This is a genomic window from Luteimonas cucumeris (genome assembly GCF_007830035.1).
Taxonomy (GTDB): Bacteria; Pseudomonadota; Gammaproteobacteria; order Xanthomonadales; family Xanthomonadaceae; genus Luteimonas_C; species Luteimonas_C cucumeris.
The window spans coordinates 121,576-144,856 of the sequence record NZ_VLKN01000006.1 but is presented as its reverse complement, the minus strand read 5'-3'; the positions used below and the strand labels follow the sequence as shown (position 1 = coordinate 144,856).

Genomic DNA, 23,281 nt, shown 5'->3' with positions numbered 1-23,281 from the left:
GCGTTACTTCGCTGGCTTTACAGGTGCAGGTGCAGAAGCAGGTTCGGCTTTGCGGCTGTCGAAAATCAATTCGTTCATGCGTCCGCGCGGCGCGCTGTTGATCGCCGGCCTCGCATCGCAGGCAGGATCCGGTGCGAACGCATACCAGTGGAAATGCGTGCGCTGCACCAGCTTGCGCGTCACCTTGCCCGTGGCGACTTCCACCATCAGCGCTTCCAGGCGCCCGTCCGTCGATGCGAGCGCATGCCAGCGCAGCGCCGGATCGCGTAGGCCGGCTTTGGTCGCATCGGTGTAATCGGTCTGGATCATCGCGCTGTCGAGCTGCGCGACGACATCGCGGCCGTTCATCAGATTGGTGAACCCGGCATCGGCGAATTCTTCCACCGCCCACTTGCCGTCGGCGTCCGCCTCGCCCCAACCCACGCGCAGCGGACTGCCGCGACGCAAGGCATCCAGCAGATGCTGGCGGCTCCCGCCGGCATCCTGGCCCTGCGGATCGCTGGTGTAGAGGTGGCGCCATTGCGGAATGGCGCATGCCTGCAGCGGCTCGGCGGCCAGCGCAGGCGCGCTGGCAAGAAGGAGCAAGGTCAGCACGAGCGTTTTCATGCGTTGGCGATTCCCCTGATAGCTGGGCGAAAGCGAGTGCGATCTTCAGCGCTTGGTTTTCGGCTTGGGCTTGAACGTACGCGGCGCGGCCGATCCGGGCCCTTTGCGATGCGGCTGCCTGGGCGGAAACGACTTGCCTGGCGGCGAGGGACCATCGTCGGGATCGCCAAGCCGATGGATGCGCAGCGGCTGGCCAGCCACGCGCACCTTCTTCAGCATCATCAGCAGGTCGCGCGGCATACCCTCGGGCAGATCGAGCACCGAATAGTCGTCGTGGATGTCGATACGGCCGATGAACTTCGCGTCCAACTCCGCCTCGTTGGCGATCGCGCCGACGATGTTGCCCGGCTTCACGCCATGCGCATGGCCGACTTCGATGCGGAAGGTTTCCATGCCCGGTTCCGGCGCGCCGCGCGGCGGCTTGTCGAAGCGCGGCCGCTCCGCGTGTGGCGCCTGCGGTTCGCGCGCGGGACGCTCGCCGCGTTCGAAACGTTCGCCACGTGCCGGCCGCTCGGCGCGCACCGGTCGCTCGAAACTCTCACGTGGCTCGCGCGCACGTTCCGGCGCCAGCAGCAACGGCGTCTTGCCCTGCAGCAGCTTGGCCAGTGCGGCGGCAATCTCCACCGCCGGCACGTTGTGCTCGTTCTCGTAACGCTGCACCAGGTCGCGGTAAAGATCGAAATCGCCGGCCGCCAGCGTGTCGGTGATGCGACCCAGGAACTTGTTGACCCGCTTGTCGTTGACCGCTTCGACGCTGGGCAGCTGCATCTCCAGGATCGGCTGCCGCGTGGCGCGCTCGATCGCGCGCAGCATGCCCTTTTCGCGCGGCGTCACGAACAGGATCGCCTCGCCGCTGCGCCCGGCCCGGCCGGTGCGGCCGATGCGGTGGACGTAGCTTTCGGTGTCGTACGGAATGTCGTAGTTCAGCACGTGGCTGACCCGCTCGACGTCGAGTCCGCGCGCGGCCACGTCGGTGGCGACCAGGATATCGAGCTGGCCATCCTTGAGCTGCTGGATGGTGCGCTCGCGCTGCGCCTGCTGGATGTCGCCGTTGATCGCCGCGGCGGCCAGCCCCCGCGCCTGCAGCTTCTCGGCGAGTTCCTCGGTGCCGGACTTGGTGCGCGCGAACACGATCATCGCGTCGAACGGTTCCGCCTCCAGGATGCGGGTCAGCGCGTCGAGCTTGTGCAGCCCGCTGACGAACCAGTAGCGCTGGCGGATGTTGGTGGCGGTGGTGGTCTTGGAGGTGATGGTGACTTCCGCCGGATCGCGCAGGTAGGTCTGCGCGATGCGCCGGATCTGCACCGGCATGGTCGCCGAGAACAACGCCACCTGGCGCGACTCCGGCGTCTTCTTCAGCACCGTTTCGACATCGTCGATGAAACCCATGCGCAGCATTTCATCGGCCTCGTCCAGCACCAGCCAGACGAGCTGCGACAGATCCAGCGAACCGCGGTTGAGGTGGTCGATCACCCGCCCCGGCGTGCCGACCACGACGTGCACGCCGCGATTCAGCGCGCTCAACTGCGGGCCGTAGCTCTGGCCGCCATAGATCGGCAGCACGTGGAAACCGGGGATCTGCGCGGCATAGCGCTGGAAAGCCTCGGCCACTTGGATCGCCAGTTCGCGCGTCGGCGCCAGCACCAGTGCCTGCGGCTTCTTCCGTGACAGGTCGAGCCTGGACAGGATCGGCAGCGCGAACGCCGCGGTCTTGCCGGTGCCGGTCTGCGCCTGGCCCAGCACGTCGCGGCCCTGCAGCAGCGCCGGTATGGTCGCGGCCTGGATCGGCGACGGCGACTCGTAGCCGACCGACTTCACGGCTGCCATGACCGGGCCGGACAGGCCGAGATCGGCAAAAAGCAGCGTCGGGGTGGGTTCGTCGGTCATGGCGGCAGCGGCCTTGCAGGGCAGCCCATTGTGCGCTTTCGCACGCCTTTCCGCCTTAAAAGAACGAAAACCGCCGTCGGCTGTGATGATTTCCGCGATCGTGCGAATCATGGTCCCGACGAGCACAATCGCCCACGGAACCGGATCCACGATGGAACAGATGGCCACCATGACTGCGGATGCACGACAGGTCTTCGGCGAATTGCTGGAACGCCATCGCCGGATCGTGTTCAAGGTGGTCAACACCTACGCCTGGCATCCGGCGGACCGCGATGAACTGGCGCAGGAGATCGCCACGCAGTTGTGGCGTGCCTATCCGCAATACGACCCGGTGCGTCCGTTCACGACCTGGATGTACCGGATCGCGCTGAACGTGGCGATCTCGCAGGTGCGCAGCAGCGTCCACCACGACCGTCACTCCGTACCGCTGGACGAGACGCTGCACGATCTTGCCGACGAACGCGGCAGCGATCACGAATCCGGACAGCGCGTACGCGCCCTGCACCGTTTCATCGCGCAACTGGACAAGCTCAACCGCGCGTTGCTGCTGCTGTACCTGGAAGACCACAGCTATCGCGAGATCGCCGACATCCTCGGCATCAGCGAAACCAACGTGGCGACCAAGATCAGCCGCCTCAAGCAGCGCATCCGCTCCGAAATCTGACCGAACGACAGACTATGGAAAACATCATGGAACTCGACGAACTGAAGGCCGCCTGGCAGACGCTGGACCACCGGCTGCAGCAGCACAACGCCATCAACCTGCAGCTGTTCAAGGACAACAAGCTCGACAAGGCGCGTTCCAGTCTGCGCCCGCTGTTGTGGGGACAGCTGCTGCAGATGGGGCTGGGGATCGGCCTGATCCTGCTCGGCGTCGCCTGCTGGACCCGCAACACCGACGTTGCCGGCCTGCTTGTCGCCGGTGTCCTGGTCCATGCCTTCGGCGTCCTCACCACGGCCGCCGCCGGCATCACCCTCGGCCTGATGGGCAGCATCGATTACTCCGCGCCGGTGCTGAAGATCCAGAAGCAGATGGCGCGGCTGCTGCGCTTCTACGACCTCAACGCCAAGGCCTGCGGCCTGCCGTGGTGGATCATGTGGGTGCCGGTGGTCGTCGCCTTCGCCGGACTGGGTGAGGTCGATTCGCAGGCGGCCACGCCGGACTGGATCTGGATCAGCCTCGCCATCAGCGTGGCTGGCCTGCTCGGCACCTGGGGGTTCCAGCTGTGGAAGCAGCGGACACCGGCGGCGCAACGGTCCACACGCGAAGATGGCTGCATCGCCGACGGCGCCGACGGCATCCGCCGCAGCCAGCGGATCCTCGACGAGATCGCGCGCTTCGAGAAGGAATGAGCGGCTGCAGCGCCTAAAAAAAGAGCCGGCTGTGCCGGCTCTTTTTCTTTCAGGTTCGTGCCGCCGCTCAGCGCAGGCTGTAACCCGACACGCGCCAGACCTTGTCCTCGTCGAGGCGGAACGACACCAGTTCGCGCACGGGCTGTGCGGTCTTGGCGAACTTGGTCGGGAAACCGACGTTGATGTACAGCCCGGCCGGCACCTGGCCGCCCGCCTCGAACTGCGAACGGCTCACCACCGCCTGGCCGCGCGACGCCGGCGCGCCCAGCCGGTTGCGATCGATCGTGACCTGCTTGATGAACTCGTCCTTGCTCACCAGTTTCTTCATGGTGGCCGAAGCCCCGTCCCACACTTCGCCGATGCGATTGGCATCGACCATCTGGATGACCTGGGCGGCTGCCTTCGTGGTGTCGGCATCCTGCTTGGCCAACGCCGCGCGCTGCTGCGGCGTAAGCGCCGGCGCCTGCTGGGCCGGCTGTGCAGGACGCGCCGTCGCCGCCGGAGCGCGTGCCGGCTGAGCCTGCTGGGCGGAAGCGGTTCCGGCGCAGGCCAACAAGGCCGCGGCCAGAAGCAATTTGCGATTCTTCATCTTGTCTACCTTTGCAGGGGAAATATACGCAGGGGGGCAGGCAGTCTACGACAAAAAAACCGCGCTCTGCGCCATCCCGGCAAGGCCTCGACAGGCACTGAAAAGCGCACCCGGCCGAACACGTGGACCTTGCCCACCGGCGCACCCGGAGAGTGCCTGTCCCCGGGACCTCGGCCAAGCGCCGCAGGCACACTTGCACCGCACCGGCGCGGCTGCGACCCTTCGCGGAACTTCTCGACGCCATCGCCATGCCACGCATCCAGTTCACGCTCGAACACGAATACGTCGAACTCAACCAGCTGCTGAAGCTGGTCGGCCTGTGCGACAGCGGTGGCGCCGGCAAGGCGCTGGTCGCCAGTGGCGCGGTGTCGGTCGACGGCAAGGTCGAGCTGCGCAAGACCTGCAAGATCCGTGCGGGCCAGCGCGTCACGCTGGACGACAACGACATCGACGTGATCGCCGCGGCCTGAACCGCGGCGCCCTTGCGTTGATCCTGGCGGGCGTCTTTCATTCCATCTGGGGAAGCGGAACACGATGACATTGATCCTCGCCGGTGTGGCGATCGCGCTGCTCGCGCTCTGGGCCATCTTCAGCTTCAACCGGCTGGTGCGGTTGCGCAACCAGGTGCGCACCGCATGGGCCGACATCGACGTGCAGTTGACCCGACGCCACGACCTGGTGCCATCGCTGGTCGCAGCTGTCCAGGCCTACGCCAGCCATGAGAACGCGCTGTTGCAGACCGTCACCGAACTGCGTGGGCAGGCCTTGTCCTCGCACGGGCCGGCCAGGCTCGGCGAGGTGGAAGCATCGCTGGAGCAGGCATTGGGTCGCCTGCTGGCATTGAAGGAAGCCTATCCGGACCTGAAGGCCAACGAGAATTTCGCGCGCCTGCAACGCGACCTGGTCGAGATCGAGGAACAACTGCAATACGCGCGCCGCTTCTATAACGGCGCCGTACGCGATTACCGCGACGGCAGCCAGCGCGTGCCGGACGTGGTCATCGCGCGCACCTTGGGTTTCGCTCCCGTCGAATTCTTCCAGGCCGGCGAAGAACCGCGCGTGGCGGTGAAAGTGGAGCTGCCACGATGAGCCGCCTTGTGGCCGCGCTGCTGTGCCTGTTGCTGGTCTTGCCGGCCATGGCGGACGAACGCATCCTGTCCTACGACAGCCGGGTCGACGTCCTCACTGATGGCAGCCTGGACGTGACCGAACACATCACCGTGCGCGCCGAAGGCGACCAGATCCGACGTGGCATCTACCGCGACTATCCGACCCGCTACAAGGATCGCCACGGCAATCGCGTAGTGGTCGGCTTCGAAGTGGTCGAAGTGCTGCGCGACGGCAAGACCGAGCCCTGGTTCACCGAGAACAAAGGCAATGGCGTGCGCATCAACACCGGCAATGACGATCTGCTGCCGGTGCCGGCGCAATTCACCTACACGCTGCGTTACCGCACTACGCGCCAGCTCGGCTTCTTTCCCGATCACGACGAGTTGTACTGGAATGCGATCGGTACCGGCTGGGCGTTTCCGATCGATCGCGCCAGCGTCGAAGTGCGCCTGCCACAACCGGTACCCGTGGACCGGCTGCAAGCCGAGGGCTATACCGGCGCGCAGGGCATGCAGGGCGACGCATTCGTCGCCACCATTCCTTCGCCCGGCACCGCGCGCTGGCAACTGACGCAACCCTTGGCGCCGCAGGAAGGCTTCACCATCGTGCTGTCGTTTCCCAAGGGCCTGATCCCGCGTCCGAGCCTGGCGCAGCGCGGCCTGTGGTTGCTGCAGGACAACCGCGGCGTGCTCGTTGCACTCACCGGCCTGGCGGTTCTGCTGGTGTTCTGCGTGCGCCGCTGGCGAAAGATCGGGCGCGATCCGAAGCCCGGCGTGATCATCGCCCGCTACGAACCGCCGTCCGGCCATTCTCCCGCGGGCCTGCGTTATGCGCGCAAAATGACATACGACCCGCGCTGCTTCTCCGCCGACCTGCTGGCGATGGCGGTCGATGGCCAGCTGCGCATCCACCGCGACAAGGGTTTCCTCAGCGACGACTGGCAGCTGCAGCGCATCGAAGGCCGTGGCGCTGACTCCTTGTCGGATCCGCAGCGGGTGCTGCTGGAAAAACTGTTCGCGGACGGCCCCACGCTCGAACTGCGCAATACCAACGCCAGGATAGTTTCCGGTGCGCGCAACGCACACGACAACGTGCTCGCCGCGCATTACCAACCGGCGTTCTTCAAGCTCAATGGCGGCAGCATCGGCATCGCGTTCGCGATCGCCCTGGTCAGCGCAGCGCTGGCCTTCCTGGTCGGCGGTGGCACCGGCACCTTGCTGATCGTCGCCGTCGTGATCGCCATGCTGGTAGTGCTGGGCTTCTTCTCGGTACTGGTGAAGGCGCCGACAGCGGCCGGGCGCGCGCTGATGGACGAGATCGAGGGCCTCAAGCTGTACCTGGGTGTCGCCGAACGCGACGAACTGGCGAGCCTGCCCGGTCCCGACGCGCCGCCGGTGCTCGACGCCGGGCGCTACGAAAGACTGCTGCCGTATGCGGTGGCGCTGGAGGTCGAGGATGCGTGGACACGGAAATTCACCCTGGCCGTCGGCGCCACGGCGGCCGCAGCGACCACGGCCGCGATCAGCTGGTACCACGGTGCCGGCGTCGACAACCTGGGCAGCCTGGCCAACGCGGTCGGCAACAGCCTGAGTTCGCAGATCGCCTCGTCGTCATCGCCTCCGGGAAGTTCTTCCGGATCCGGCGGCGGTGGTTCTTCCGGCGGCGGCGGCGGCGGTGGCGGCGGTGGTGGCCGTTGAACGACGCCGCGCCGGTCATTCCGGCATCGACCTCAACGCAAGCTCACCAGCGGCTCGAACGCCCCTTGGCCGCGGCCACCGGCGCCGGTTGCGGATCCAGGTTGCTCAGCAACGCGCGCAGGTCGACGCGCATCGATGAGCCGTTGCCGGCCAGGTCGAGCGATGCCGGCGCGTTCTTGGTCAGCGCCGCGCTGTCGAGATAGACCTCGCTGCCCACTTCCGGCGGACGTCGTGCGCTGCACAGGTCGCTCTTGAACTGCAGCAGGCTGGTGCCGGATTTCCGCCACGGCTGCTTCGGGATCAACTTGCTGACCACTGCGCTGTCCAGCTTGACGACGACATTGGCGCCGTCGATGCCCGCGCACAAACCAATCCCTATGTCATAACCCATCGGCAACCTCATCGCATGCTTGCGGCCGCAACGCTGCGACCATCAGTGGTGGACTGCCGTCAGTGTTCCGAGCAGCTTGGATTCGTTCATCAGCAGGCGCAGCCGCGTTTCGACCAGCGGAAGGTCCTTCAGCCGCGGCGACGCGTGCAGCAGGTAGGTGTTCTTCGTGCCGGCGCCATTGCGATAGGTCTGCCGACTGACGCTGATGTCCGCCGATTCGCACGCGCGTGACCACAGCGAGCGCAATGCGTCCGGACCGATGCTCTGGCCGCTGCTCAGGTTGAACTTGAACAGCGCCACGTGATCGTGCATGTGCGTGATCCCAAGCATCAAACCACGAGTATGCGCCTATTCCGCGCTAAAAGCCGGTATCAGGCCATATGCGACGGCCCGCAACCATGAATTACAGGCTTTTACGACCTTAATCTCCAATCCAGGACGAATCGGCGTACGATGCAGGGGCAGACGTGCTTCATCGTATGCATTCGCCCGCCGGTTTTCCGTCGCCGCCTTGCTCCACCACGCGCCATCGCAACACGGTGACGCTCGCACGGAGCGCGCATGCCGGGCTACTCCACCCGACAGTTCACGCTGCGACTTGGCGACCACGACTATCGCATCCGCGCCCTGCGCGACCTGCAGCAGTACGCCGATCCGCATGGCGATGCCGAACGCGCCGGCATTTCGTCGGCGTTGTGGAGCCTGTTCGGACATGTCTGGCCGTCTGGCCGCGTACTGGCCGAAGCGATGTGCGTGCACGACGTCCAGGGCAAGCGCATCCTCGAAATCGGCTGCGGCCTGGGCCTGTCGAGCCTGGTACTGCAACGCCGATGCGCCGACATCACCGCCAGCGATCACCACCCGCTGGCCGAATCCTTCCTCGCCTACAACGCCACATTGAACGGATTGCCCACCCTCGCCTATCGCCACCTGCCCTGGTCGGAAACGGATGCCACGCTCGGGCATTTCGACCTGATCATCGGCAGCGACGTGCTGTACGAACGCGGTCACGCCGAACTGCTCGCGTCCGTTGTGCTGCGCCATGCGCGCAACGACTGCGAAGTGGTGATCAGCGATGCCGGACGCGGCAACGGCAATGCGCTGTCGCATGCGCTGGCCACGCAGGGCTATCGCGTCCTCGAACAACGCTGCCGTTTCGAGGCGGACGAAGTGCCGCCATTCCGTGGCCGCCTGCTGAGCTACCGGCGATGAGCGCCCTGCCCGCCGCGGTGATGGAACAGGCCCGCGCCGCGATCGATCCGACCGAGGACGATCGACGCATCGACACGAGCGTGTCCTGCAGTCGCTGCGATGCCGTCTGCTGCCGCCTCACGGTCGTGGTGATGCCGGAAGACAACGTGCCCGAACACCTGGTCGATCGCACCTCGCAGGGGCTGAGCGTGATGGCACGCGGCGAGGAAGGCTGGTGCGTGGCGGTCGATCCGCTCCACCTGCGCTGCACCATCTACGACCAGCGCCCCGGCATCTGCCGCAAGTTCGCGATGGGCAGCGCCTACTGCCGGGACGAACGCAAGAAATATCGCGAAGAGAATGCTCGCGCCATTCCACTGGCGCTGTACTGAAACCGACGAAGATAGCGCGATCGCTACCTGCGATTCTCAGGCAGCATCGGCTTCCGGCCGCACGTCATCGTTGCCCTGCGCCGCCAGCAGGGCCGCAGCCTCTGTATCCGCGACGACGCGATGGTGCAGGGATTTGCAGCGTTCGATGCCGGCATCGCTGAGCCGGAACGCGCCTTCTTCGACCACGACCAGGCCATTGTCGATCAGGCGTTGCTGCAGGTCGATCGAGTTGCGTCCGAATTCGAGCATCTGATCGATCCGGTCCAGCACGTCGAGCAAGGCCAGCTCTTCAAGACTGATGGGATCCACGCGAACTCCCCCTCGAAAACCAGGAGGAATCATGCCACGGCGTCCGCGATTCCCGTCAACCATGGCGAAGCTGAACGCTTCAGGCCCTACATCGAGCGGCCGTCGTGCTCGGACAAGGGACTTTCCGCAGGGCACCTGCGATCCGGGAAATCGAAGCGCTGCCTGAGCTCGAGCCCGCAGGCGTTCATCGCCTCCACTTCCTCGCCCATCGCCATGCATTCGCTGTCGAATGCGCGCGCGAAGTCGTCCTTGCGCCGCACGAACCCCTCGCCGCACTTGCGCGCCAGCACGATGCGTTCCAGATCGTCCTCGGCGGCGTTGGTGCCTTCCAGGCCGAACTCGGTGAGTTCATCGGCGGTGAGGATCCGCAGGCTGCGGTTGGGCACGGTCATCATCAGGTCGGCGACGGCTGCGGACGCGCCGTTGCGTTCCAGGTATTCCTTCATCTGAGCGTGGACCTCACGCAGTTCACGGCTCAATTCCGCGCGCGAAGTCGCCTCAGAGCCGACCCGAACCATGCGGTGGACGCCAACCTTGCCGGCGATCAGACGCATGTCGCCGGCAGCCACCACCAGCACGCAGGCGCTGTGGCAGATCGCGCCCTCGCGCACCCAGATCGTCCAGTCCGATTCGGCGATGACGTCGCCGGCGCGGATCGCGTCCTCGATCAGGCCGCCGCTGGAGTCGATGTCCAGGATGCGCTTGTCGATGCCCAGGTTGCGGGCGACTTCGGCGGTGCGCTCGACCAGCGCGGTGAACTCGGCGGAGATCTTGCCCTGGTAACGCAGACGCACCAGGCCGCGCTCCTGGCATGCCGCCAGCGCATCGCGCACGCTGGAGAAGCCGAGCGACTGCAAAGGCTCGCCATCGCCACGCTCGGCGTAGTCGGAATCGCAGCTGATCGATGCCTCGCCGGAGGTCAGCGCCATCGGCGTCCAGTCCGTCTCGCGTGGCGCTGCCACCTGCCGCTGGGCCACGCGCTTGTCCGGCATCTTCTCGACCACCGCGCCGCCAAGTGCGCCGCTGTCGTCTTCGCGCGTGGCGGCCTGGCCGGATGTCCGGGCCGCCTCCTCGACCGGGGGCTTCGGATTGCAGGCCGACAGCGCCGTGCACAGCGCAATCGGCAGCCAGAGCTTGAACATGCGTGATACCAGCATCGCCAACATCGAAAAAGGGGAAGCGCCGTCGGAATGGTCATGCGACGCAGGTCACTAGTCTAGGCCGCAACGCCGCCGAGGCGCCAAACCTGCGATGAACCCGCGCAAGCGGCGGGCGCCGGATTCCTGGATACAACGCGTACCGTCCCTGCCCCGCATGGATTTCGAGCATCCACCGTCATGCGCCCTTGTCGTCCCACTAACGTCCGCGGCGCCAAAGTGGAATCCCGCGCGCGTGTAACCGGTGCGGATCACGACGGAGCAGTGCGATGAGCAAGGCGAACCCCACCCGCCCCAATCCGCCCGAGGATGAAGCCCGCGTTGGCGACGGCAGCGCCAATCTTCCGGAAACCGACGGCCCACCGCTGAAGGACCCACGCTCGATATCGGCCATCGACAACATCGGTGTCGACGACCAGGGGAATCTCCTGGACGAGGAACTGGACGACCAGCCCGGCGATCGCGATGCCAGTGGCCGCTCGTTCGGCGACGACGTGCGCAGCGACAGCCACAGCAAATGACGGACCGGGATCATTGTGCTCGCCTGCAGCCGAACGGGTTTCAGCGGCGGCGCAGCGACCAGAAGCCGATGTCGCGGCGATGCCGGTAGCCGAGCTGTTCGTACAGCCGCTTCGCGCGCGGGTTTTCGTGGCTCACGTGCAGGAACGGAGTACGACGACGCACGAGCGTGTCGTTCGTCAGCATCGTCGTCAGGCGTCGGGCGTAGCCGCGGCCATTGAAATCCGGATGCGTGCAGATCGCGCTGATTTCCTGCGAGGCGTCCGTGCCCAGCCGCTCGCCGATCATCGCCGCCAGCCGGCCGTCCTGGTAGATGCCGAAATAGCGGCCCAGTTCCATCGTGCGGCTGCGGAAGTAATGCGGGTAGACCAGCGCCGTCAACGCCAGCACGTCGTCGCGATGCGCAGCGGACAGCTCGATGATCTCCGGCCCTTCCACCACCGGCAGCGGCGCCGTGCAGATCATCTGCGCCAGTGGCCGGAAGGCCTCGAGGTGCCATCCGGCCGCTGAGTCCGGCGCCACGCCCAGCAGGTACACGCTCTCGCCGGGCGCGAGCAGCGCCTCGATCGCCTCGGACACATCAGCGTGCGTACCCGCCACGCCAAGAAAAGGCCCGAATTCCGGCGGATAGCGCACCGTATCGCCGGCGCATTGCGCGATGTCGCGGTGCCGGCTGCACAGGGAGGCCCAGATGGGATTGTCGAGTTCGGAGTCAACCATCTTCTTCACTTCCAACGGATCGCGGGACGGCCGTGGCCAGTCCTGTGCGCATCCGGCGCCATTGCAACCAGCGCCCGCGCACGAGCTGGCAGATAATACCGTCCCCGTGAAAGCACCACGGCCTCCGGCCACTACGCTCACGCACCGCTTCGAGCGCCACCTCGCCGTGGCCCGCGCAACATGAGACCTGCCTTGAACGCCATCGCCACACCGCAACCCGACGCCGACGAAGCCGCCACCCTGCCTGAACGCGTTCGCATCGCGCTGGAACTGCTCGAAGCCATCGATGCCGACCGCACGCTGCTCGACGCGCTGCCGGCGGACGACCGCCGGCGCCTGCACCAGGCCGTGGCGAAAGTATTCCACCCGGAGCCGCGCGCGCGCCGGCACAAGCTCAAGGCGCAGGCGCGCGAACGCCACCAGGAAAAAGTGCGCAGGACCGAGGCGCTGCTCGACCAGACCGGCATCCGCACGTTGCGTCGCAAGCCGGTGTTCTCCACGCCCAATTACTTCCCACCGCAGCCGCCGGGTCAGCATGATCCCGCGAACGACGCTTCTGCTACCGTCGCTTTCCACGAGTCGTCCGAACTGCTGCACTGCTACGTGTGCAAGCAGAAGTACACGCAGGTGCATCACTTCTACGACCAGCTCTGTCCCGCCTGCGCCGAACTCAACCATTTCAAGCGCACCGAAACGGCCGACCTGCGCGGACGCGTGGCGCTGCTCACCGGCGGGCGCGTCAAGATCGGCTACCAGGCCGGCCTCAAGCTGCTGCGCGCCGGTGCGCAACTGATCGTCACCACGCGCTTCCCGCGCGATTCGGCGGCGCGCTATGCGCAGGAACCGGACTTCGCCGATTGGGGTCACCGCCTCGAGGTCTTCGGCCTCGACCTGCGCCACACGCCGAGCGTGGAAGCGTTCTGCACCCGCTTGCTGGCCACGCAGGAACGGCTGGATTTCATCATCAACAACGCCTGCCAGACCGTGCGCCGCCCGCCGGAGTTCTATGCGCACATGATGGCCGGCGAGACGGCCGCGCTGCACGACATGCCGGAAGTCGTACGCAAGCTGATCGGCAACTACGAAGGCCTGCGCAGCCACGACCTGCTGCCGGCGGCAATCGGCACGGCGCTGCATGTCGGCAACGATGTTTCCACCGCCGGACTCACCCGCGCCGCCGAACTGTCGCAGGTACCGCTGCTGGCCGACGAACTGCTCGGGCAGAAGCACCTGTTCCCGGAAGGCCGGCTCGACCAGGACCTGCAGCAGGTCGATCTGCGCGGGCGCAACTCGTGGCGCCTGCTGATGGCCGAAGTGCCGTCGGTGGAACTGCTGGAAACGCAGCTGGTCAACGCCATCGCGCCGTTCATCATCAACGCGCGTCTGAAACCGCTGATGCTGCGCACGCCGGAACGCGACAAGCACATCGTCAACGTGTCAGCGGTCGAGGGCCAGTTCTATCGCAACTTCAAGACCACCAGGCACCCGCACACCAACATGGCCAAGGCAGCGCTCAACATGATGACGCGCACCTCCGCCGCCGACTACCACGGCGACGGTATCCACATGAACAGCGTCGACACCGGCTGGGTGACCGACGAGGATCCGGTCGAGATCGCGGCGCGCAAGGTCGTCGAAGAGCGCTTTCATCCGCCGCTGGACATCGTCGACGGCGCCGCGCGCATCGTCGACCCGATCATCCACGGCTTCAACACCGGCGAGCACGTGTGGGGGCAGTTCCTGAAGGATTATGCGCCGACGGACTGGTGAGCCCGCACCTCATCCTTCGGGCAATACGGGACTCGCGCCGGACGAACGCATCCGCTACGGCGACCGCTTCGAGGACTCGCAACCTGTGCGGCAAGATGACTACCACCATCCGTTGCGGAAGGCGTACCGAGGACCCAGGCGCACGTCCATCTTTTTGAAACCGACGCCCGAGCGGCAATGAACCGGGCCAGCAGAAAGCCGGCCCGGCTCCACGACCTCGTCTACACCTTCGCAGCCTTCCACTTGCCGCGGCTGAACAGCCACAGCGTGAACAGGCCGACCGACGTCTCGGAAAAGAACACCGCCCAGAACACGCCGGTCTGCTGCCAGCCCAGCGAAATCGCCAGGGCATACGACAATGGAATCTGGATCAGCCAGAAGAACACCAGGTTGATCTTCGTTGGCGTGACCGTGTCGCCGGCACCGTTGAACGCCTGCACCGCGACCATCCACCAGCCATAGACGAAGAACGAGTACGACAGGATCCGCAGCCACTCCGCGCCGATCGCGATCACCGACGCATCGTCGGTGAAGATGGCCATCAACTCATGGTTGAAGAAGAAGAACAGCACCGACACGAGCAGCGTGAACCCCATGTTGTACCAGCCGATGTGCCACACCGACGCTTCCGCACGCTCCGGCTGCCCGGCGCCCAGGTTCTGCCCCACCAGCGTCGCCGCCGCGTTCGACATCCCCCAGGCGGGCATCAGCGTGAACATCAGCAGGCGCAATGCGATGGTCGCGCCGGCCACCGCGTCGCTGCCGATGCCGGCCAGGATGCGCATGACGAAGATCCACGAGGTCATGCCGATGACCATCTGGCCCATGCCGCCGAACGACGTACGAAGGACGTTCCACAGGATCGGCCCGTTCAACGCCAGTTGCGACGACGCCACGCGGATGTGCTGCCCGCCGCGGAACAAGACCCACAACTGGTAAAGGACGCCCACGCCGCGGCCGATGACGGTGGCGATGGCGGCGCCCTCGATGCCCATCGCCGGAAACGGTCCGATACCGAAGATCAGCAGCGGGCACAGCACGATGTTCAGGCCATTGGCGAGCCACAGCACGCGCATCGCGATGGCGGCATCGCCCGCGCCGCGGAAGATCGCGTTGATCACGAACAGCAGCATGATCACCGCGTTGGCACCGAGCATCCACTGCGTGTAGCGATAGCCGTGCTGCAGGCTCCATGCATCCGCGCCCATCAGCTGCAGCAGGTCCTTCGCGTAGACGATGCCGAGCACGGCGAACGGCACGGATATCAGCAGCGCGGCCAGGATGGCCTGCACCGCGGCCACCGCGGCTTCTTCGCGTTTGCCCTCGCCGATGCGCCGCGCGACGACCGCCGTCACCGCCATCGCCAAGCCCATGCCGATCGCGTACAGCAGGAACAGGAAACTCTCGGTCAGTCCCACCGTCGCGACCGCTGACGGGCCGAGCTTGGCGACGAAGAAGATGTCCACCACCGCGAACGTAGACTCCAGCACCAGTTCCAGCACCATCGGTACCGCGAGCAGGAATACCGCACGCCGCATCGGGATCCGGGTGTAGTCCGCATTGGTGCCGCGCATGGCGTCGCGAACGGCTGCCCAGGTCGAGCCGGCCGGAGGCGGCGGCAGCGCTACGGCGGCGTCGGGATTGGGCTGGAGATCATTGGTCATGTTTTAAAGTGTCCCTGCGCTCGAATTAAGTCGGCATTCCGCCAGCACGACGTTGCGTACCCGCTGGCTCAGGAAGGCGACGTATCAGCATCGACGAAATCGACACGCCAGGCGTCAGGAGGCTGGCCCGCCGGCGCGGGACCTCCAAGCCCCGCCCGATGCTGGAACCCTGCAACCGCCCGACGCCTGCACGTATCCCTTGATCGAATCTATCGTACGGGAGCCACGCATGCCGAACGCAACAGCGGCCTGGCGACGTTTCACGTCGCTCATGATCCTCTTGGCCATGACCATGACCGCAACCGCCGGCGCCGCCGAACCACCCGGGCCGCACAGCCGTGCCGAAGCGACCAGGACCATCGCCGACCTGCGCCGCATCGTCACCGAACGCGGCGTCGAGCGCGTGGAGAAGGTACGCATCGGAGGCATCGAACAATGGGTCGCCATCCGCGGCAACGACGATCGCAATCCGATATTGCTGATGCTGCACGGCGGGCCTGGCTGGGTGTCGATGCCGACCAGTTGGTATTTCCAGCGCGGTTGGGAGGAGTACTTCACCGTCGTGCAATGGGACCAGCGTGGCGCGGGCAAGACCTACACCGAGAACGATCCTGCCGTGATCGCGCCAACCATGACGCATGAACGCATGATCGCCGACACGGAGGAGATGGTTGCCTGGTTGCGCAAGGAATTCGGCAAGGACAGGATCTTCGTGCTCGGCAATTCCTGGGGAAGCTACCTGGGGATCGAACTCGCCAGGCGCCGGCCGGAGTGGCTGCACGCCTATATCGGCATGGGGCAAGCCACCAATGTCCCCGAGAGCGAGCGCCGCGGTTGGGCGTGGACGATGAACCAGGCGCGACGCGACGGCAACGCTGAAGCCATTGCCGACCTCGAATCCATCGCGCCCTACGCGCAGGGCGACAGCGCGGTGCCGCTGTCCTCCCTGCTGAAACAGCGGAAATGGCTCAACCACTATGGCGGCATGGTCCACAACCGCACTGGCGGCGAGGCCGAGGCAGCCGCGGTGAGCCTGTCACCGGAATACACCGATGCCGATCTCGCGAAGGTCTGGGAGGCGAACGCCTTTTCGATGGACAAGTTGCTGGGTGATTTGCTGACCCTGGATCTGTCGCACGTGCGCAGGCTCGACACCCCGCTGATTCTTTTTCTAGGCCGGCACGACTACAACGTTTCCTCGACCGCCGCGGCCGAATGGTTCGGGCTGGTGCAGGCGCCGGAAAAGAAGCTCGTCTGGTTCGAGCACTCCGCGCATGAGGTCATGATCGAGGAACCCGGCAAGATGCTGCTGTCGCTCGTGCACCATGCCCTACCGATCGCCGAGCGTGCGGGGGATGTGCCGCCACCGTGAGTACGGGCGCCATCCGTGGAACAGCCAGCCGGCTTTTAACAGTGGAAGCTGGTCAAGCCGGGGACCAGAGCCGCATTCCAGCCTGAATTAATCCATTGCAGACCACACCAAACCCTCGACTGTCGAATCGCCCCACCCCCGTTCGTCGCACGATGAAAGGCGCCAATCCGGCGCCGCACGGGAACAGGCCATGATCCACAAAGGAAGCTGTCACTGCGGTGCCGTCGCCTTCGAATTTGAAGGCGACATCGACGCCGCGATCACCTGCAACTGCTCGATCTGTTCGCGCAAGGCGCCGGTGCTGACTGCCATCACGCGCGACCGCTTTCGCCTGCTCACGGCCGAAGATGCCGCCGCCACCTATACGTTCAACAAGCACGCGATCCGTCACCGCTTCTGCCGCACCTGCGGCATCCATCCTTACGGCGAGAGCGGCGATGCGGACGACGCATCTATTTACGTCAACCTGCGCTGCCTGCAGGACTTTGACCTGGCGTCGGTGCCGATCCATGCATTCGACGGAAGATCGGCTTGAACACGCATGTCGAACAGGAGAAGACGGCCATGGCGAAGCAATCCGCGGCAAAAGTAGACATCGAGAACCCGAACAGTCCCGGCCGTACCGAACGCGTCGACGCGGACAAATACAACGCCATGAAAACGGCACTGCTCGCCGTACTGCCGGAAGCCACACCGGGCTTCACGGTCGCCGAAACCAAGACGCGGCTGCTGCCGCTGCTGCCGGATGCGCTGTTCCCGCAAGGCGCCACCGCCGGATGGTGGCTGAAAGCCGTCCAGCTCGATCTCGAAGCCAAAGGCATCATCGCCCGGGAACCAACGAAACCGCTGCGCCTGCATCGGCTTCGGTAAGCCCCCGAGGCTGCGCTGGACCTCGCATGTCCATGCTGTTGTACGCTGCTCGACCTTCTCAGCCACGACGAGTCGCCACCATGATCCAGACCCGCCACGGAAGTTGCCATTGCGGCGCAGTGCGGTTTTCCTGTGATATCGACCTCGCGCCGGAAGGCGAACGCTCTCCGCAAATCCGGCCCGGCCCGTGGTATGCCTCGACGCTGCGCTGCAACTGTTCGTTCTGTCGCAAGACCCGCATGTGGAAGAACCACATCCCGTCCGAAGCGTTCCGCCTGCTGCAAGGCGCCGAAAACCTCAGCCACTACCATTTCGGCGAAGGCTCCATCGATCACACCTTCTGCAGGACCTGTGGCGTCTACGCGTTCGTCAGCGCCAGCGAACCGGTGATGGGCGGCGATTTTTATTGCGTCAACATCGCCTGCCTGGACGACGTGAGCGACGAAGAGTTCGCAGCGGCGCCGATCCGTTACGAAGATGGCGCGAACGATGAGTGGGGCAAAGCTCCGCGCATCACCCGCCACATGTGAAATTTCCGGGTATTCAGCCGGCCTTCCGTAGCATCCGCTCTTCGCAAGAGCGGCTTCAGCCCGAGCTTTTACGTATAACCACCGTTCCAAGGTCGGGCAATCAAAAATCGCTTCCCAGGCATTGTCGATTTCCGCCGATCGTGTTCGTCGTCATCAATGAGGGCTACTCCTCCACAACAGGAAACCACCATGACTTCCACGACCAAGAACACCGTCCGTCTCCACCGCGTCTTCGCCGCACCGCCCGAGCGGGTCTACAAAGCCTTTCTCGACGCCGCGGCCCTGAGCAAATGGCTGCCGCCGAACGGCTTCACCTGCACGGTCCACGAGCTCGACGCCAAGGTCGGCGGCACGTACAAGATGAGTTTCACCAACTTCTCCACCGGTAACAGCCACAGCTTCGGCGGCAAGTACCTGGAACTCGTGCCGAACGAGAAGATCGTCCACACCGACGCCTTCGACAACCCGAACCTGCCGGGCGAGATGGTCACCACCATTACGCTGAAGAAAGTGTCGTGCGGCACCGAAGTGCATATCACGCAGGAAAACCTGCCGGACGCGATCCCGGTCGAGGGCTGCTACCTGGGCTGGCAGGATTCGCTGTACCTGCTCGGCCTGGTGGTGACGCCGGAAATTCCCGACAACTGAGCGCCGGGTTTCGCGAGTTGGATCGACCCCCAACCGCCGGAAACCGGGGCCCGGGCAAGCAAAGCGCATCCGGGGAAGCATCCAACCCCGCGTGGTCCGGGCAAGGCCATCGACCTTGCCCGGACCACGCTTGCCGCCGATGCAGTGTCTTTCGACCATGTTCTCGGAAATGATCCGGCTTATGGCTTTCTGCTGATTACAGCGCTGCATACCAGGAGGCGAACCGCTGCCAGGCCGCAGTGCCGGGCACCAGCAGGATCGACGCGTGCAGCACGACGAAAAGCCCAAGCAACGTCGGGAATACCGGACGCCCACGTGGCGCCCGTCGATCCAGCGCGATCAGCAATGCCAGAATCGCGTAGATCAGGCCGAAGGTGATCCATTGGTACATCGGCGGCGGAACGCCTGGCACCCAGAAGATCATGACCCGCACCAGCGACGGATCGATCAGCGTCAGCATGGTGCCCACCATGAAGCGCGCATGCAGCGCTGCGTTGCGTCTGTACCGGATGCCCAGGCCCCAAATCAGCACGAACATCATCGAGGCCGACAGGCCCAGGTATAGGATGAACTGCTGTATCGGCAGCGCCTGTGGCGACGCCTCGCGGATACGCAACTGCGCAAGCGCCAGCGCACTGATCACCAGCAACGGCACCACCGCGTAAGACACCTTGCCGATGCGCCGATGCCAAACCAGTTGCCGACCGCGAATCAGCATCGGCTGCGCGATCAGCATGCCGAGCCAGGCAAGCATCGCGAGCACATGCAGGTGCGCCAGTCCCTGTGCGTTGGTCAGACGACTGAAATACGGCACCCAGAAGCCCAGCACCGCGACCGACAGCAACAACAGCACCCAGGGCCAGGCGCCGGTGCCCCACACCCCTGATCGGACCTGCATTCCTGTCGACGCCATGGCCTTTCCCCTCCCGATCTTTTGCGAAGCAACGGCGGAACCGGGCTTTTGAGGTCAACCCGGTGCCTGGAAATGTCGATTCCAGCTCTCATGCTTCGTCGCCAGGACAAGCACCTCAGATCCCGACCCGGAGTCACCGCCATGCGCCTATCCCGTTTACACGCCCTTCTTGCATTGGTCCTCGCCGCCAGCGCCGCCTCGGCGGAGGAAAGGATCTACGTGCTCGATCCGGGGCACACCTACCCCAGCTTCGAGACCGACCACGTCGGCATGTCCACGTGGCGCGGCAAGTTCAACGAAAGCCGCGGCGAAGTGCAGATCGACCGCGAACGCGGTACCGGCCAGGTGGACGTCGCCATCGACACGCGCAGCATCGACTTCGGCAACGACGCGCTCAACGAATGGGCAGTGGGCGACCAGTTCCTCGACACCGCCAAGTACCCGGAGGCTACTTATCGCGGCAAGTTGATCGCATTCCGCGACGGGGCGCCGACCAGGGTCGAAGGCGAGTTCACGCTGCGCGGCGTCACCCGGCCGCTGACGCTGACGATCGATCGGTTCAAATGCATGCCGCACATGATCCACAAGCGCGACTGGTGCGGCGCCGACGCACACGCCACGTTCGACCGCAGCCAGTTCGGCCTGGACGTCGGCAAGGAGATGGGCGTCGACATGAATGTCACGCTGCGCATCCAGGTGGAAGCCGACATCAAGACCGACAAGAAGAAATCGTAATCAGCGACGATGAGATAGAAAAATTGGAAACGCCGCCTTGTCGATTTCACGCCATTCCATTCGTCGTCCACATGAAGGCGCGAAGCGGCGCCATCACCTGTCCACTCATAAGGAACACCCAATGAAGATCACCGTAGAAGCCGTGGCCCGCACCGACCTGAAGACCGCCTGGTCGGCCTACAACACGCCGGATGACATCACGCAATGGAATTCACCATCGGACGATTGGCACTCGCCGCGCAGCCAGGTCGACCTGCGCGAAGGCGGCACGTTCAATACGCGCATGGAGGCGAAGGACGGCAGCATGGGCTTCGACTTCGAGGGTACGTACACCCGCGTCGTGCCGCAGAAGCTGATCGAATACCGCATGGGCGATGGCCGCGAAGTCGCGGTGAACTTCGAGCAGGCGCCGGAAGGCGTGCGCGTTCGCGTGGCTTTCGACGCCGAGTCCGAGAATCCCGCCGAAGTCCAGCAGGAGGGCTGGCAGGCGATCCTCGACAGTTTCGCGCGTTACGCCGAAGCCAAGGCTGGCGCACGGTAACCGTACCGTCCGCCATCCTGGCGGCGAGCCAGGATGGCGGGCAGCAACTGGCCTAGGCGATCCAGCCTCGCGCGATCGACCTGCGCGCGAACCAGACCAGCAGCGCGGCGATTGTGGTAACCAGGATCGGCATCGGCAGAGCCTGTGCGGCACCGAGCACCTCGATCATGCCGCCCGGGAACAGGCAGTAGCCGAACAGCACCACCACCGCGACCAGCGATATCCAGAACATCGGCAACGCGAGCCGCTTGCCCATCAGCAGCAGCAGCGAGCCCAGCGTGCCCGCGATCACGGCCACGAAATCGACGGCCCACAGCCAGCCGGGCATCGCTTCGTGCAGGATGCGCTGCGGCTCGGGCAACTGCGCCAGCTGCTCGGGCGTCATCGAGTACTGCATCCAGGCCATGGCGATGCCGATGATGTTCCACAACAACGCCAGCGCGGCCACGATCCAGAACCAGGCAGGACGTTTCACGGCAGGTGCGTTCATGCATTCCTCCCAAAGCGGCTATCGAGCATCGGATCGATGCGGAGCCGAGCTTATACCGCCGAAGCACGGCTTGCGCAGGCGGCTTCGGGCCACTGGAGGCTTCGAGTCGCCATTGGAAACATGCCGCCATCCAACCGTGATCCGCAGTCGTCAGGCCACGACCAGCACCGGCGCGTACTCAAAGACTGCGATGAGGAACAGCACGAAGTAGATCGCCGCCAGGATCGTCTGCGTCCGGACCTTCTTCGACACGATCCCGATCGCGACCACGGGAATCGTCGCCAAGGCCACGATGTTGTTGAACGCCCCCATGCCGGCGACGTACGCCCAGCCGCCCTTGAGCCATGCGTCGGCTACGTCCGCGATGCCCGCCAGCAACAACGCGACGAAGAACCAGCGCCGGTTGCGCATGAAGTATTCGGGGTATCGCCTGATCGCATTCCAGTCGCGCGGGACCAGGATGACCGCCAGGATGTAGAGCGCCACCGAGTACAGGATGATGAAGAGGTAGCGCCATAGCGTCCACGAGTCGACCAGGGACAGCAGCCGGAACTGGAACCACCAGAAATTGACCATCCACAGGAACACGGTAACTGCCCAGAGCGCACCGAGCGCACTGAAGATTTCCGGTTCATCCTCGTCGTTGGCGCGATCAACCGCATCCACCACGCCGGACAGGAGGTGGGTGATCGCCAGGCCGATGATGATCGAGATCAGCACCATGACATGCTGGAACTGGTCGTTCATGGCATCTCTCCGCAGCCCGGGTCCCCGGCCAGATCCGGAGTGTAGAACAGCGCATGTAGCGTGTTCTTTCGTTCCGGCGGCATGACAGGAAGCCAGGCGATTGGGTCCGCAATGAACCATGCCGCATCCATGGCGTTATCCCTCACGCCGCCTGCACGACCGCCCATGCACGACGTCACGGTACGGGTGAATGTCCCGGGGGAGCCCATGGATGCCAGCAGGTAACAGTCTTGAACCAGGGCCGGATTGCTGGACTTTTCATTGCAGCACCTCCCGAGGGATCGAGGACACCGCATCTGGGTCAAACCGTCACCTAGCGACCGCGGAAATGCGACACCTGTAAAAACCGCAGCGCCGCAATCACCTGATCCACCCGCTGCACAGAGAGCGAGCCGATGCGCTCTCCCAGCTGCTCCTTGGCGATGCTTGAAACCTGCGAGGCAATCACGACGCTCCGTCGCTCCAAGCCGCCCTCTCCTGCCTCCAGGAGGACAACCCCTGGTTCCGACGCCCGTCTGAGGTTGGAACTGAGCGAGCAGACCACAACGGTAGGGATCCGCGAATGGTTGAAGACGTCATCGTGGACGATGACGTGCGGATGCGGCGACCCTGGGATGGAACCCATGGATTCGTCCGCCGCAACCCAGAAGATGTCCCCACGATTTATCGGCTGCACTCCGCCCAGCTGTTCCATTTCGCTTCCCGTCCTCAGGACTGCGGGTCGAACTGGAAGACGCGAAGCTCCTGGTTGCAGCGGCAGGCGTTCGCGATGCGCGCGGCCCATGCGATGGCCTCCTCGCGCGAGGGCAGTTCGAGCACGGTGAAGCCGCCATCGAGCGGAGGCGCCCACGGGTAGCCGCCCACAGCGACTGTGCCGTCGGCGGAGACAAGCACGGGCGGCGTATCTTCGTCGATACCGCCACCGAACACGTAAACGCCGGCGGCCTTCGCCTCTTCGATCACGGCATGCGAATCGCGGCCTACTGCCTCCCACTCGTCGTCGGGTACGACCATCGCCGCGCTGGGGAACGAGATCAGATACTTGGCCATGGCGCTCACTTTCGCATGAAGACACATGAA

General features: G+C 64.9%; 30 protein-coding genes. 16 read left to right on the top strand and 14 right to left on the bottom strand.

Features of this window, described 5'->3' with window-relative positions:
- Positions 1–3 precede the first annotated feature (3 nt).
- Positions 4–606: a hypothetical protein gene (locus IP90_RS13175; protein WP_158635350.1), complete on the bottom strand. Its 603-nt coding sequence runs from the start codon at positions 604–606 to the stop codon at positions 4–6.
- A gap of 45 nt (positions 607–651) precedes the next feature.
- Positions 652–2,493, bottom strand: a complete 1,842-nt coding sequence (locus IP90_RS13170; protein WP_144900111.1) for a DEAD/DEAH box helicase — start codon at positions 2,491–2,493, stop codon at positions 652–654.
- 169 nt (positions 2,494–2,662) lie between these two features.
- Here IP90_RS13170 and IP90_RS13165 point away from each other — a divergent pair, with 169 nt between their 5' ends.
- Both IP90_RS13165 and IP90_RS13160 read left to right on the top strand, forming a co-directional pair.
- The gene (locus IP90_RS13165) at positions 2,663–3,157 is read left to right on the top strand and encodes an RNA polymerase sigma factor (protein ID WP_144900235.1); all 495 of its coding nucleotides are present in this window, start codon (positions 2,663–2,665) and stop codon (positions 3,155–3,157) included.
- 26 nt (positions 3,158–3,183) lie between these two features.
- On the top strand, positions 3,184–3,846 hold the full coding sequence (locus tag IP90_RS13160; RefSeq protein WP_144900110.1) for a serine/threonine protein kinase: 663 nt from the start codon (positions 3,184–3,186) through the stop codon (positions 3,844–3,846).
- Positions 3,847–3,913: 67 nt separating this feature from the next.
- Here the strand turns inward: IP90_RS13160 and IP90_RS13155 are convergent, their stop codons facing one another.
- A complete protein-coding gene (locus tag IP90_RS13155) occupies positions 3,914–4,435 on the bottom strand; it encodes a DUF4019 domain-containing protein (protein ID WP_144900109.1) in 522 nt (173 codons plus the stop codon).
- Between the two features lie 248 nt (positions 4,436–4,683).
- Here IP90_RS13155 and IP90_RS13150 point away from each other — a divergent pair, with 248 nt between their 5' ends.
- The 3 genes from IP90_RS13150 to IP90_RS13140 all read left to right on the top strand — a co-directional run bounded on the left by IP90_RS13150 (position 4,684) and on the right by IP90_RS13140 (position 7,242).
- Entirely contained in the window at positions 4,684–4,905 is a 222-nt protein-coding gene (locus tag IP90_RS13150) for an RNA-binding S4 domain-containing protein (protein WP_144900108.1), read from the top strand.
- 64 nt (positions 4,906–4,969) lie between these two features.
- Positions 4,970–5,524 carry a LemA family protein gene (locus tag IP90_RS13145; RefSeq protein ID WP_144900107.1) on the top strand — a complete coding sequence of 185 codons (555 nt, stop codon included), beginning with the start codon at positions 4,970–4,972 and terminating at the stop codon, positions 5,522–5,524.
- Positions 5,521–7,242, top strand: coding sequence for a DUF2207 domain-containing protein (locus IP90_RS13140; protein ID WP_144900106.1), 1,722 nt, complete (start codon positions 5,521–5,523; stop codon positions 7,240–7,242). The genes IP90_RS13145 and IP90_RS13140 overlap by 4 nt, the downstream gene beginning before the upstream one ends.
- Before the next feature lie 43 nt (positions 7,243–7,285).
- Here IP90_RS13140 and IP90_RS13135 read toward each other — a convergent pair whose 3' ends face one another.
- The gene (locus IP90_RS13135; RefSeq protein ID WP_144900105.1) at positions 7,286–7,633 is read right to left on the bottom strand and encodes a hypothetical protein; all 348 of its coding nucleotides are present in this window, start codon (positions 7,631–7,633) and stop codon (positions 7,286–7,288) included.
- Between the two features lie 42 nt (positions 7,634–7,675).
- Complete coding sequence (locus IP90_RS13130) at positions 7,676–7,945, bottom strand: hypothetical protein (RefSeq protein ID WP_144900104.1); 270 nt, start codon at positions 7,943–7,945, stop codon at positions 7,676–7,678.
- A 249-nt stretch (positions 7,946–8,194) separates the two neighbouring features.
- Between IP90_RS13130 and IP90_RS13125 the strand changes: the two genes are divergently transcribed.
- Positions 8,195–8,845, top strand: a complete 651-nt coding sequence (locus IP90_RS13125) for a class I SAM-dependent methyltransferase (protein ID WP_144900103.1) — start codon at positions 8,195–8,197, stop codon at positions 8,843–8,845.
- Between the two features lie 20 nt (positions 8,846–8,865).
- Entirely contained in the window at positions 8,866–9,216 is a 351-nt protein-coding gene (locus tag IP90_RS13120) for a YkgJ family cysteine cluster protein (protein ID WP_144900234.1), read from the top strand.
- Positions 9,217–9,252: 36 nt separating this feature from the next.
- Here IP90_RS13120 and IP90_RS13115 read toward each other — a convergent pair whose 3' ends face one another.
- Both IP90_RS13115 and IP90_RS13110 read right to left on the bottom strand, forming a co-directional pair.
- Positions 9,253–9,525: a hypothetical protein gene (locus IP90_RS13115; RefSeq protein WP_144900102.1), complete on the bottom strand. Its 273-nt coding sequence runs from the start codon at positions 9,523–9,525 to the stop codon at positions 9,253–9,255.
- 86 nt (positions 9,526–9,611) lie between these two features.
- On the bottom strand, positions 9,612–10,682 hold the full coding sequence (locus IP90_RS13110) for a COG3904 family protein (RefSeq protein ID WP_242007595.1): 1,071 nt from the start codon (positions 10,680–10,682) through the stop codon (positions 9,612–9,614).
- A 269-nt stretch (positions 10,683–10,951) separates the two neighbouring features.
- Here IP90_RS13110 and IP90_RS13105 point away from each other — a divergent pair, with 269 nt between their 5' ends.
- Entirely contained in the window at positions 10,952–11,203 is a 252-nt protein-coding gene (locus IP90_RS13105) for a hypothetical protein (RefSeq protein WP_144900101.1), read from the top strand.
- 40 nt (positions 11,204–11,243) lie between these two features.
- On the opposite strand, the gene IP90_RS13100 is transcribed toward IP90_RS13105, so the two are convergent.
- A complete protein-coding gene (locus tag IP90_RS13100; protein ID WP_242007594.1) occupies positions 11,244–12,062 on the bottom strand; it encodes a GNAT family N-acetyltransferase in 819 nt (272 codons plus the stop codon).
- A 51-nt stretch (positions 12,063–12,113) separates the two neighbouring features.
- Here IP90_RS13100 and IP90_RS13095 point away from each other — a divergent pair, with 51 nt between their 5' ends.
- Positions 12,114–13,691, top strand: coding sequence for an SDR family NAD(P)-dependent oxidoreductase (locus IP90_RS13095; protein ID WP_144900100.1), 1,578 nt, complete (start codon positions 12,114–12,116; stop codon positions 13,689–13,691).
- Positions 13,692–13,912: 221 nt separating this feature from the next.
- Here IP90_RS13095 and IP90_RS13090 read toward each other — a convergent pair whose 3' ends face one another.
- Positions 13,913–15,355 (bottom strand): MATE family efflux transporter, encoded by a 1,443-nt coding sequence (locus IP90_RS13090; RefSeq protein WP_144900099.1) that lies wholly within the window; start codon positions 15,353–15,355, stop codon positions 13,913–13,915.
- 52 nt (positions 15,356–15,407) lie between these two features.
- Here IP90_RS13090 and IP90_RS13085 point away from each other — a divergent pair, with 52 nt between their 5' ends.
- The 5 genes from IP90_RS13085 (at position 15,408) to IP90_RS13065 (ending at position 18,775) form a co-directional block, all read left to right on the top strand.
- Positions 15,408–16,727, top strand: coding sequence for an alpha/beta hydrolase (locus tag IP90_RS13085; RefSeq protein ID WP_199753477.1), 1,320 nt, complete (start codon positions 15,408–15,410; stop codon positions 16,725–16,727).
- Between the two features lie 190 nt (positions 16,728–16,917).
- On the top strand, positions 16,918–17,262 hold the full coding sequence (locus tag IP90_RS13080; protein WP_144900098.1) for a GFA family protein: 345 nt from the start codon (positions 16,918–16,920) through the stop codon (positions 17,260–17,262).
- 29 nt (positions 17,263–17,291) lie between these two features.
- Positions 17,292–17,597, top strand: a complete 306-nt coding sequence (locus IP90_RS13075) for a DUF6958 family protein (protein WP_144900097.1) — start codon at positions 17,292–17,294, stop codon at positions 17,595–17,597.
- A 26-nt stretch (positions 17,598–17,623) separates the two neighbouring features.
- Entirely contained in the window at positions 17,624–18,127 is a 504-nt protein-coding gene (locus IP90_RS13070) for a GFA family protein (protein ID WP_242007593.1), read from the top strand.
- A 189-nt stretch (positions 18,128–18,316) separates the two neighbouring features.
- A complete protein-coding gene (locus IP90_RS13065; protein ID WP_144900096.1) occupies positions 18,317–18,775 on the top strand; it encodes an SRPBCC family protein in 459 nt (152 codons plus the stop codon).
- 196 nt (positions 18,776–18,971) lie between these two features.
- On the opposite strand, the gene IP90_RS13060 is transcribed toward IP90_RS13065, so the two are convergent.
- A complete protein-coding gene (locus IP90_RS13060; RefSeq protein WP_144900095.1) occupies positions 18,972–19,688 on the bottom strand; it encodes a hypothetical protein in 717 nt (238 codons plus the stop codon).
- A gap of 141 nt (positions 19,689–19,829) precedes the next feature.
- Here IP90_RS13060 and IP90_RS13055 point away from each other — a divergent pair, with 141 nt between their 5' ends.
- Both IP90_RS13055 and IP90_RS13050 read left to right on the top strand, forming a co-directional pair.
- A complete protein-coding gene (locus IP90_RS13055) occupies positions 19,830–20,423 on the top strand; it encodes a YceI family protein (protein ID WP_144900094.1) in 594 nt (197 codons plus the stop codon).
- Between the two features lie 121 nt (positions 20,424–20,544).
- Positions 20,545–20,964 carry an SRPBCC family protein gene (locus IP90_RS13050; RefSeq protein ID WP_144900093.1) on the top strand — a complete coding sequence of 140 codons (420 nt, stop codon included), beginning with the start codon at positions 20,545–20,547 and terminating at the stop codon, positions 20,962–20,964.
- A 52-nt stretch (positions 20,965–21,016) separates the two neighbouring features.
- On the opposite strand, the gene IP90_RS13045 is transcribed toward IP90_RS13050, so the two are convergent.
- From IP90_RS13045 to IP90_RS13030, 4 genes are all read right to left on the bottom strand, one after another.
- Positions 21,017–21,454: a hypothetical protein gene (locus IP90_RS13045; protein WP_144900092.1), complete on the bottom strand. Its 438-nt coding sequence runs from the start codon at positions 21,452–21,454 to the stop codon at positions 21,017–21,019.
- Between the two features lie 150 nt (positions 21,455–21,604).
- The gene (locus tag IP90_RS13040) at positions 21,605–22,201 is read right to left on the bottom strand and encodes a hypothetical protein (RefSeq protein WP_144900091.1); all 597 of its coding nucleotides are present in this window, start codon (positions 22,199–22,201) and stop codon (positions 21,605–21,607) included.
- A gap of 313 nt (positions 22,202–22,514) precedes the next feature.
- Positions 22,515–22,895, bottom strand: coding sequence for a type II toxin-antitoxin system PemK/MazF family toxin (locus IP90_RS13035; protein WP_144900090.1), 381 nt, complete (start codon positions 22,893–22,895; stop codon positions 22,515–22,517).
- A gap of 14 nt (positions 22,896–22,909) precedes the next feature.
- Positions 22,910–23,251 carry a YciI family protein gene (locus IP90_RS13030; RefSeq protein WP_144900089.1) on the bottom strand — a complete coding sequence of 114 codons (342 nt, stop codon included), beginning with the start codon at positions 23,249–23,251 and terminating at the stop codon, positions 22,910–22,912.
- Positions 23,252–23,281 lie beyond the last annotated feature (30 nt).

What these genes read in the sequence shown, in the direction of transcription:
- IP90_RS13035 (WP_144900090.1), bottom strand. Translation starts at nt 22,895, where the DNA reads ATGGAACAGCTGGGCGGAGTGCAGCCGATAAATCGTGGGGACATCTTC.
- IP90_RS13135 (WP_144900105.1), bottom strand. Translation starts at nt 7,633, where the DNA reads ATGGGTTATGACATAGGGATTGGTTTGTGCGCGGGCATCGACGGCGCC.
- IP90_RS13090 (WP_144900099.1), bottom strand. Translation starts at nt 15,355, where the DNA reads ATGACCAATGATCTCCAGCCCAATCCCGACGCCGCCGTAGCGCTGCCG.
- IP90_RS13105 (WP_144900101.1), top strand. Translation starts at nt 10,952, where the DNA reads ATGAGCAAGGCGAACCCCACCCGCCCCAATCCGCCCGAGGATGAAGCC.
- IP90_RS13150 (WP_144900108.1), top strand. Translation starts at nt 4,684, where the DNA reads ATGCCACGCATCCAGTTCACGCTCGAACACGAATACGTCGAACTCAAC.
- IP90_RS13165 (WP_144900235.1), top strand. Translation starts at nt 2,663, where the DNA reads ATGACTGCGGATGCACGACAGGTCTTCGGCGAATTGCTGGAACGCCAT.
- IP90_RS13125 (WP_144900103.1), top strand. Translation starts at nt 8,195, where the DNA reads ATGCCGGGCTACTCCACCCGACAGTTCACGCTGCGACTTGGCGACCAC.
- IP90_RS13060 (WP_144900095.1), bottom strand. Translation starts at nt 19,688, where the DNA reads ATGGCGTCGACAGGAATGCAGGTCCGATCAGGGGTGTGGGGCACCGGC.
- IP90_RS13040 (WP_144900091.1), bottom strand. Translation starts at nt 22,201, where the DNA reads ATGAACGACCAGTTCCAGCATGTCATGGTGCTGATCTCGATCATCATC.
- IP90_RS13065 (WP_144900096.1), top strand. Translation starts at nt 18,317, where the DNA reads ATGACTTCCACGACCAAGAACACCGTCCGTCTCCACCGCGTCTTCGCC.
- IP90_RS13080 (WP_144900098.1), top strand. Translation starts at nt 16,918, where the DNA reads ATGATCCACAAAGGAAGCTGTCACTGCGGTGCCGTCGCCTTCGAATTT.
- IP90_RS13140 (WP_144900106.1), top strand. Translation starts at nt 5,521, where the DNA reads ATGAGCCGCCTTGTGGCCGCGCTGCTGTGCCTGTTGCTGGTCTTGCCG.
- IP90_RS13050 (WP_144900093.1), top strand. Translation starts at nt 20,545, where the DNA reads ATGAAGATCACCGTAGAAGCCGTGGCCCGCACCGACCTGAAGACCGCC.
- IP90_RS13145 (WP_144900107.1), top strand. Translation starts at nt 4,970, where the DNA reads ATGACATTGATCCTCGCCGGTGTGGCGATCGCGCTGCTCGCGCTCTGG.
- IP90_RS13160 (WP_144900110.1), top strand. Translation starts at nt 3,184, where the DNA reads ATGGAACTCGACGAACTGAAGGCCGCCTGGCAGACGCTGGACCACCGG.
- IP90_RS13045 (WP_144900092.1), bottom strand. Translation starts at nt 21,454, where the DNA reads ATGAACGCACCTGCCGTGAAACGTCCTGCCTGGTTCTGGATCGTGGCC.
- IP90_RS13170 (WP_144900111.1), bottom strand. Translation starts at nt 2,493, where the DNA reads ATGACCGACGAACCCACCCCGACGCTGCTTTTTGCCGATCTCGGCCTG.
- IP90_RS13075 (WP_144900097.1), top strand. Translation starts at nt 17,292, where the DNA reads ATGGCGAAGCAATCCGCGGCAAAAGTAGACATCGAGAACCCGAACAGT.
- IP90_RS13175 (WP_158635350.1), bottom strand. Translation starts at nt 606, where the DNA reads ATGAAAACGCTCGTGCTGACCTTGCTCCTTCTTGCCAGCGCGCCTGCG.
- IP90_RS13155 (WP_144900109.1), bottom strand. Translation starts at nt 4,435, where the DNA reads ATGAAGAATCGCAAATTGCTTCTGGCCGCGGCCTTGTTGGCCTGCGCC.
- IP90_RS13110 (WP_242007595.1), bottom strand. Translation starts at nt 10,682, where the DNA reads ATGCTGGTATCACGCATGTTCAAGCTCTGGCTGCCGATTGCGCTGTGC.
- IP90_RS13130 (WP_144900104.1), bottom strand. Translation starts at nt 7,945, where the DNA reads ATGCACGATCACGTGGCGCTGTTCAAGTTCAACCTGAGCAGCGGCCAG.
- IP90_RS13055 (WP_144900094.1), top strand. Translation starts at nt 19,830, where the DNA reads ATGCGCCTATCCCGTTTACACGCCCTTCTTGCATTGGTCCTCGCCGCC.
- IP90_RS13120 (WP_144900234.1), top strand. Translation starts at nt 8,866, where the DNA reads ATGGAACAGGCCCGCGCCGCGATCGATCCGACCGAGGACGATCGACGC.
- IP90_RS13070 (WP_242007593.1), top strand. Translation starts at nt 17,624, where the DNA reads ATGTCCATGCTGTTGTACGCTGCTCGACCTTCTCAGCCACGACGAGTC.
- IP90_RS13030 (WP_144900089.1), bottom strand. Translation starts at nt 23,251, where the DNA reads ATGGCCAAGTATCTGATCTCGTTCCCCAGCGCGGCGATGGTCGTACCC.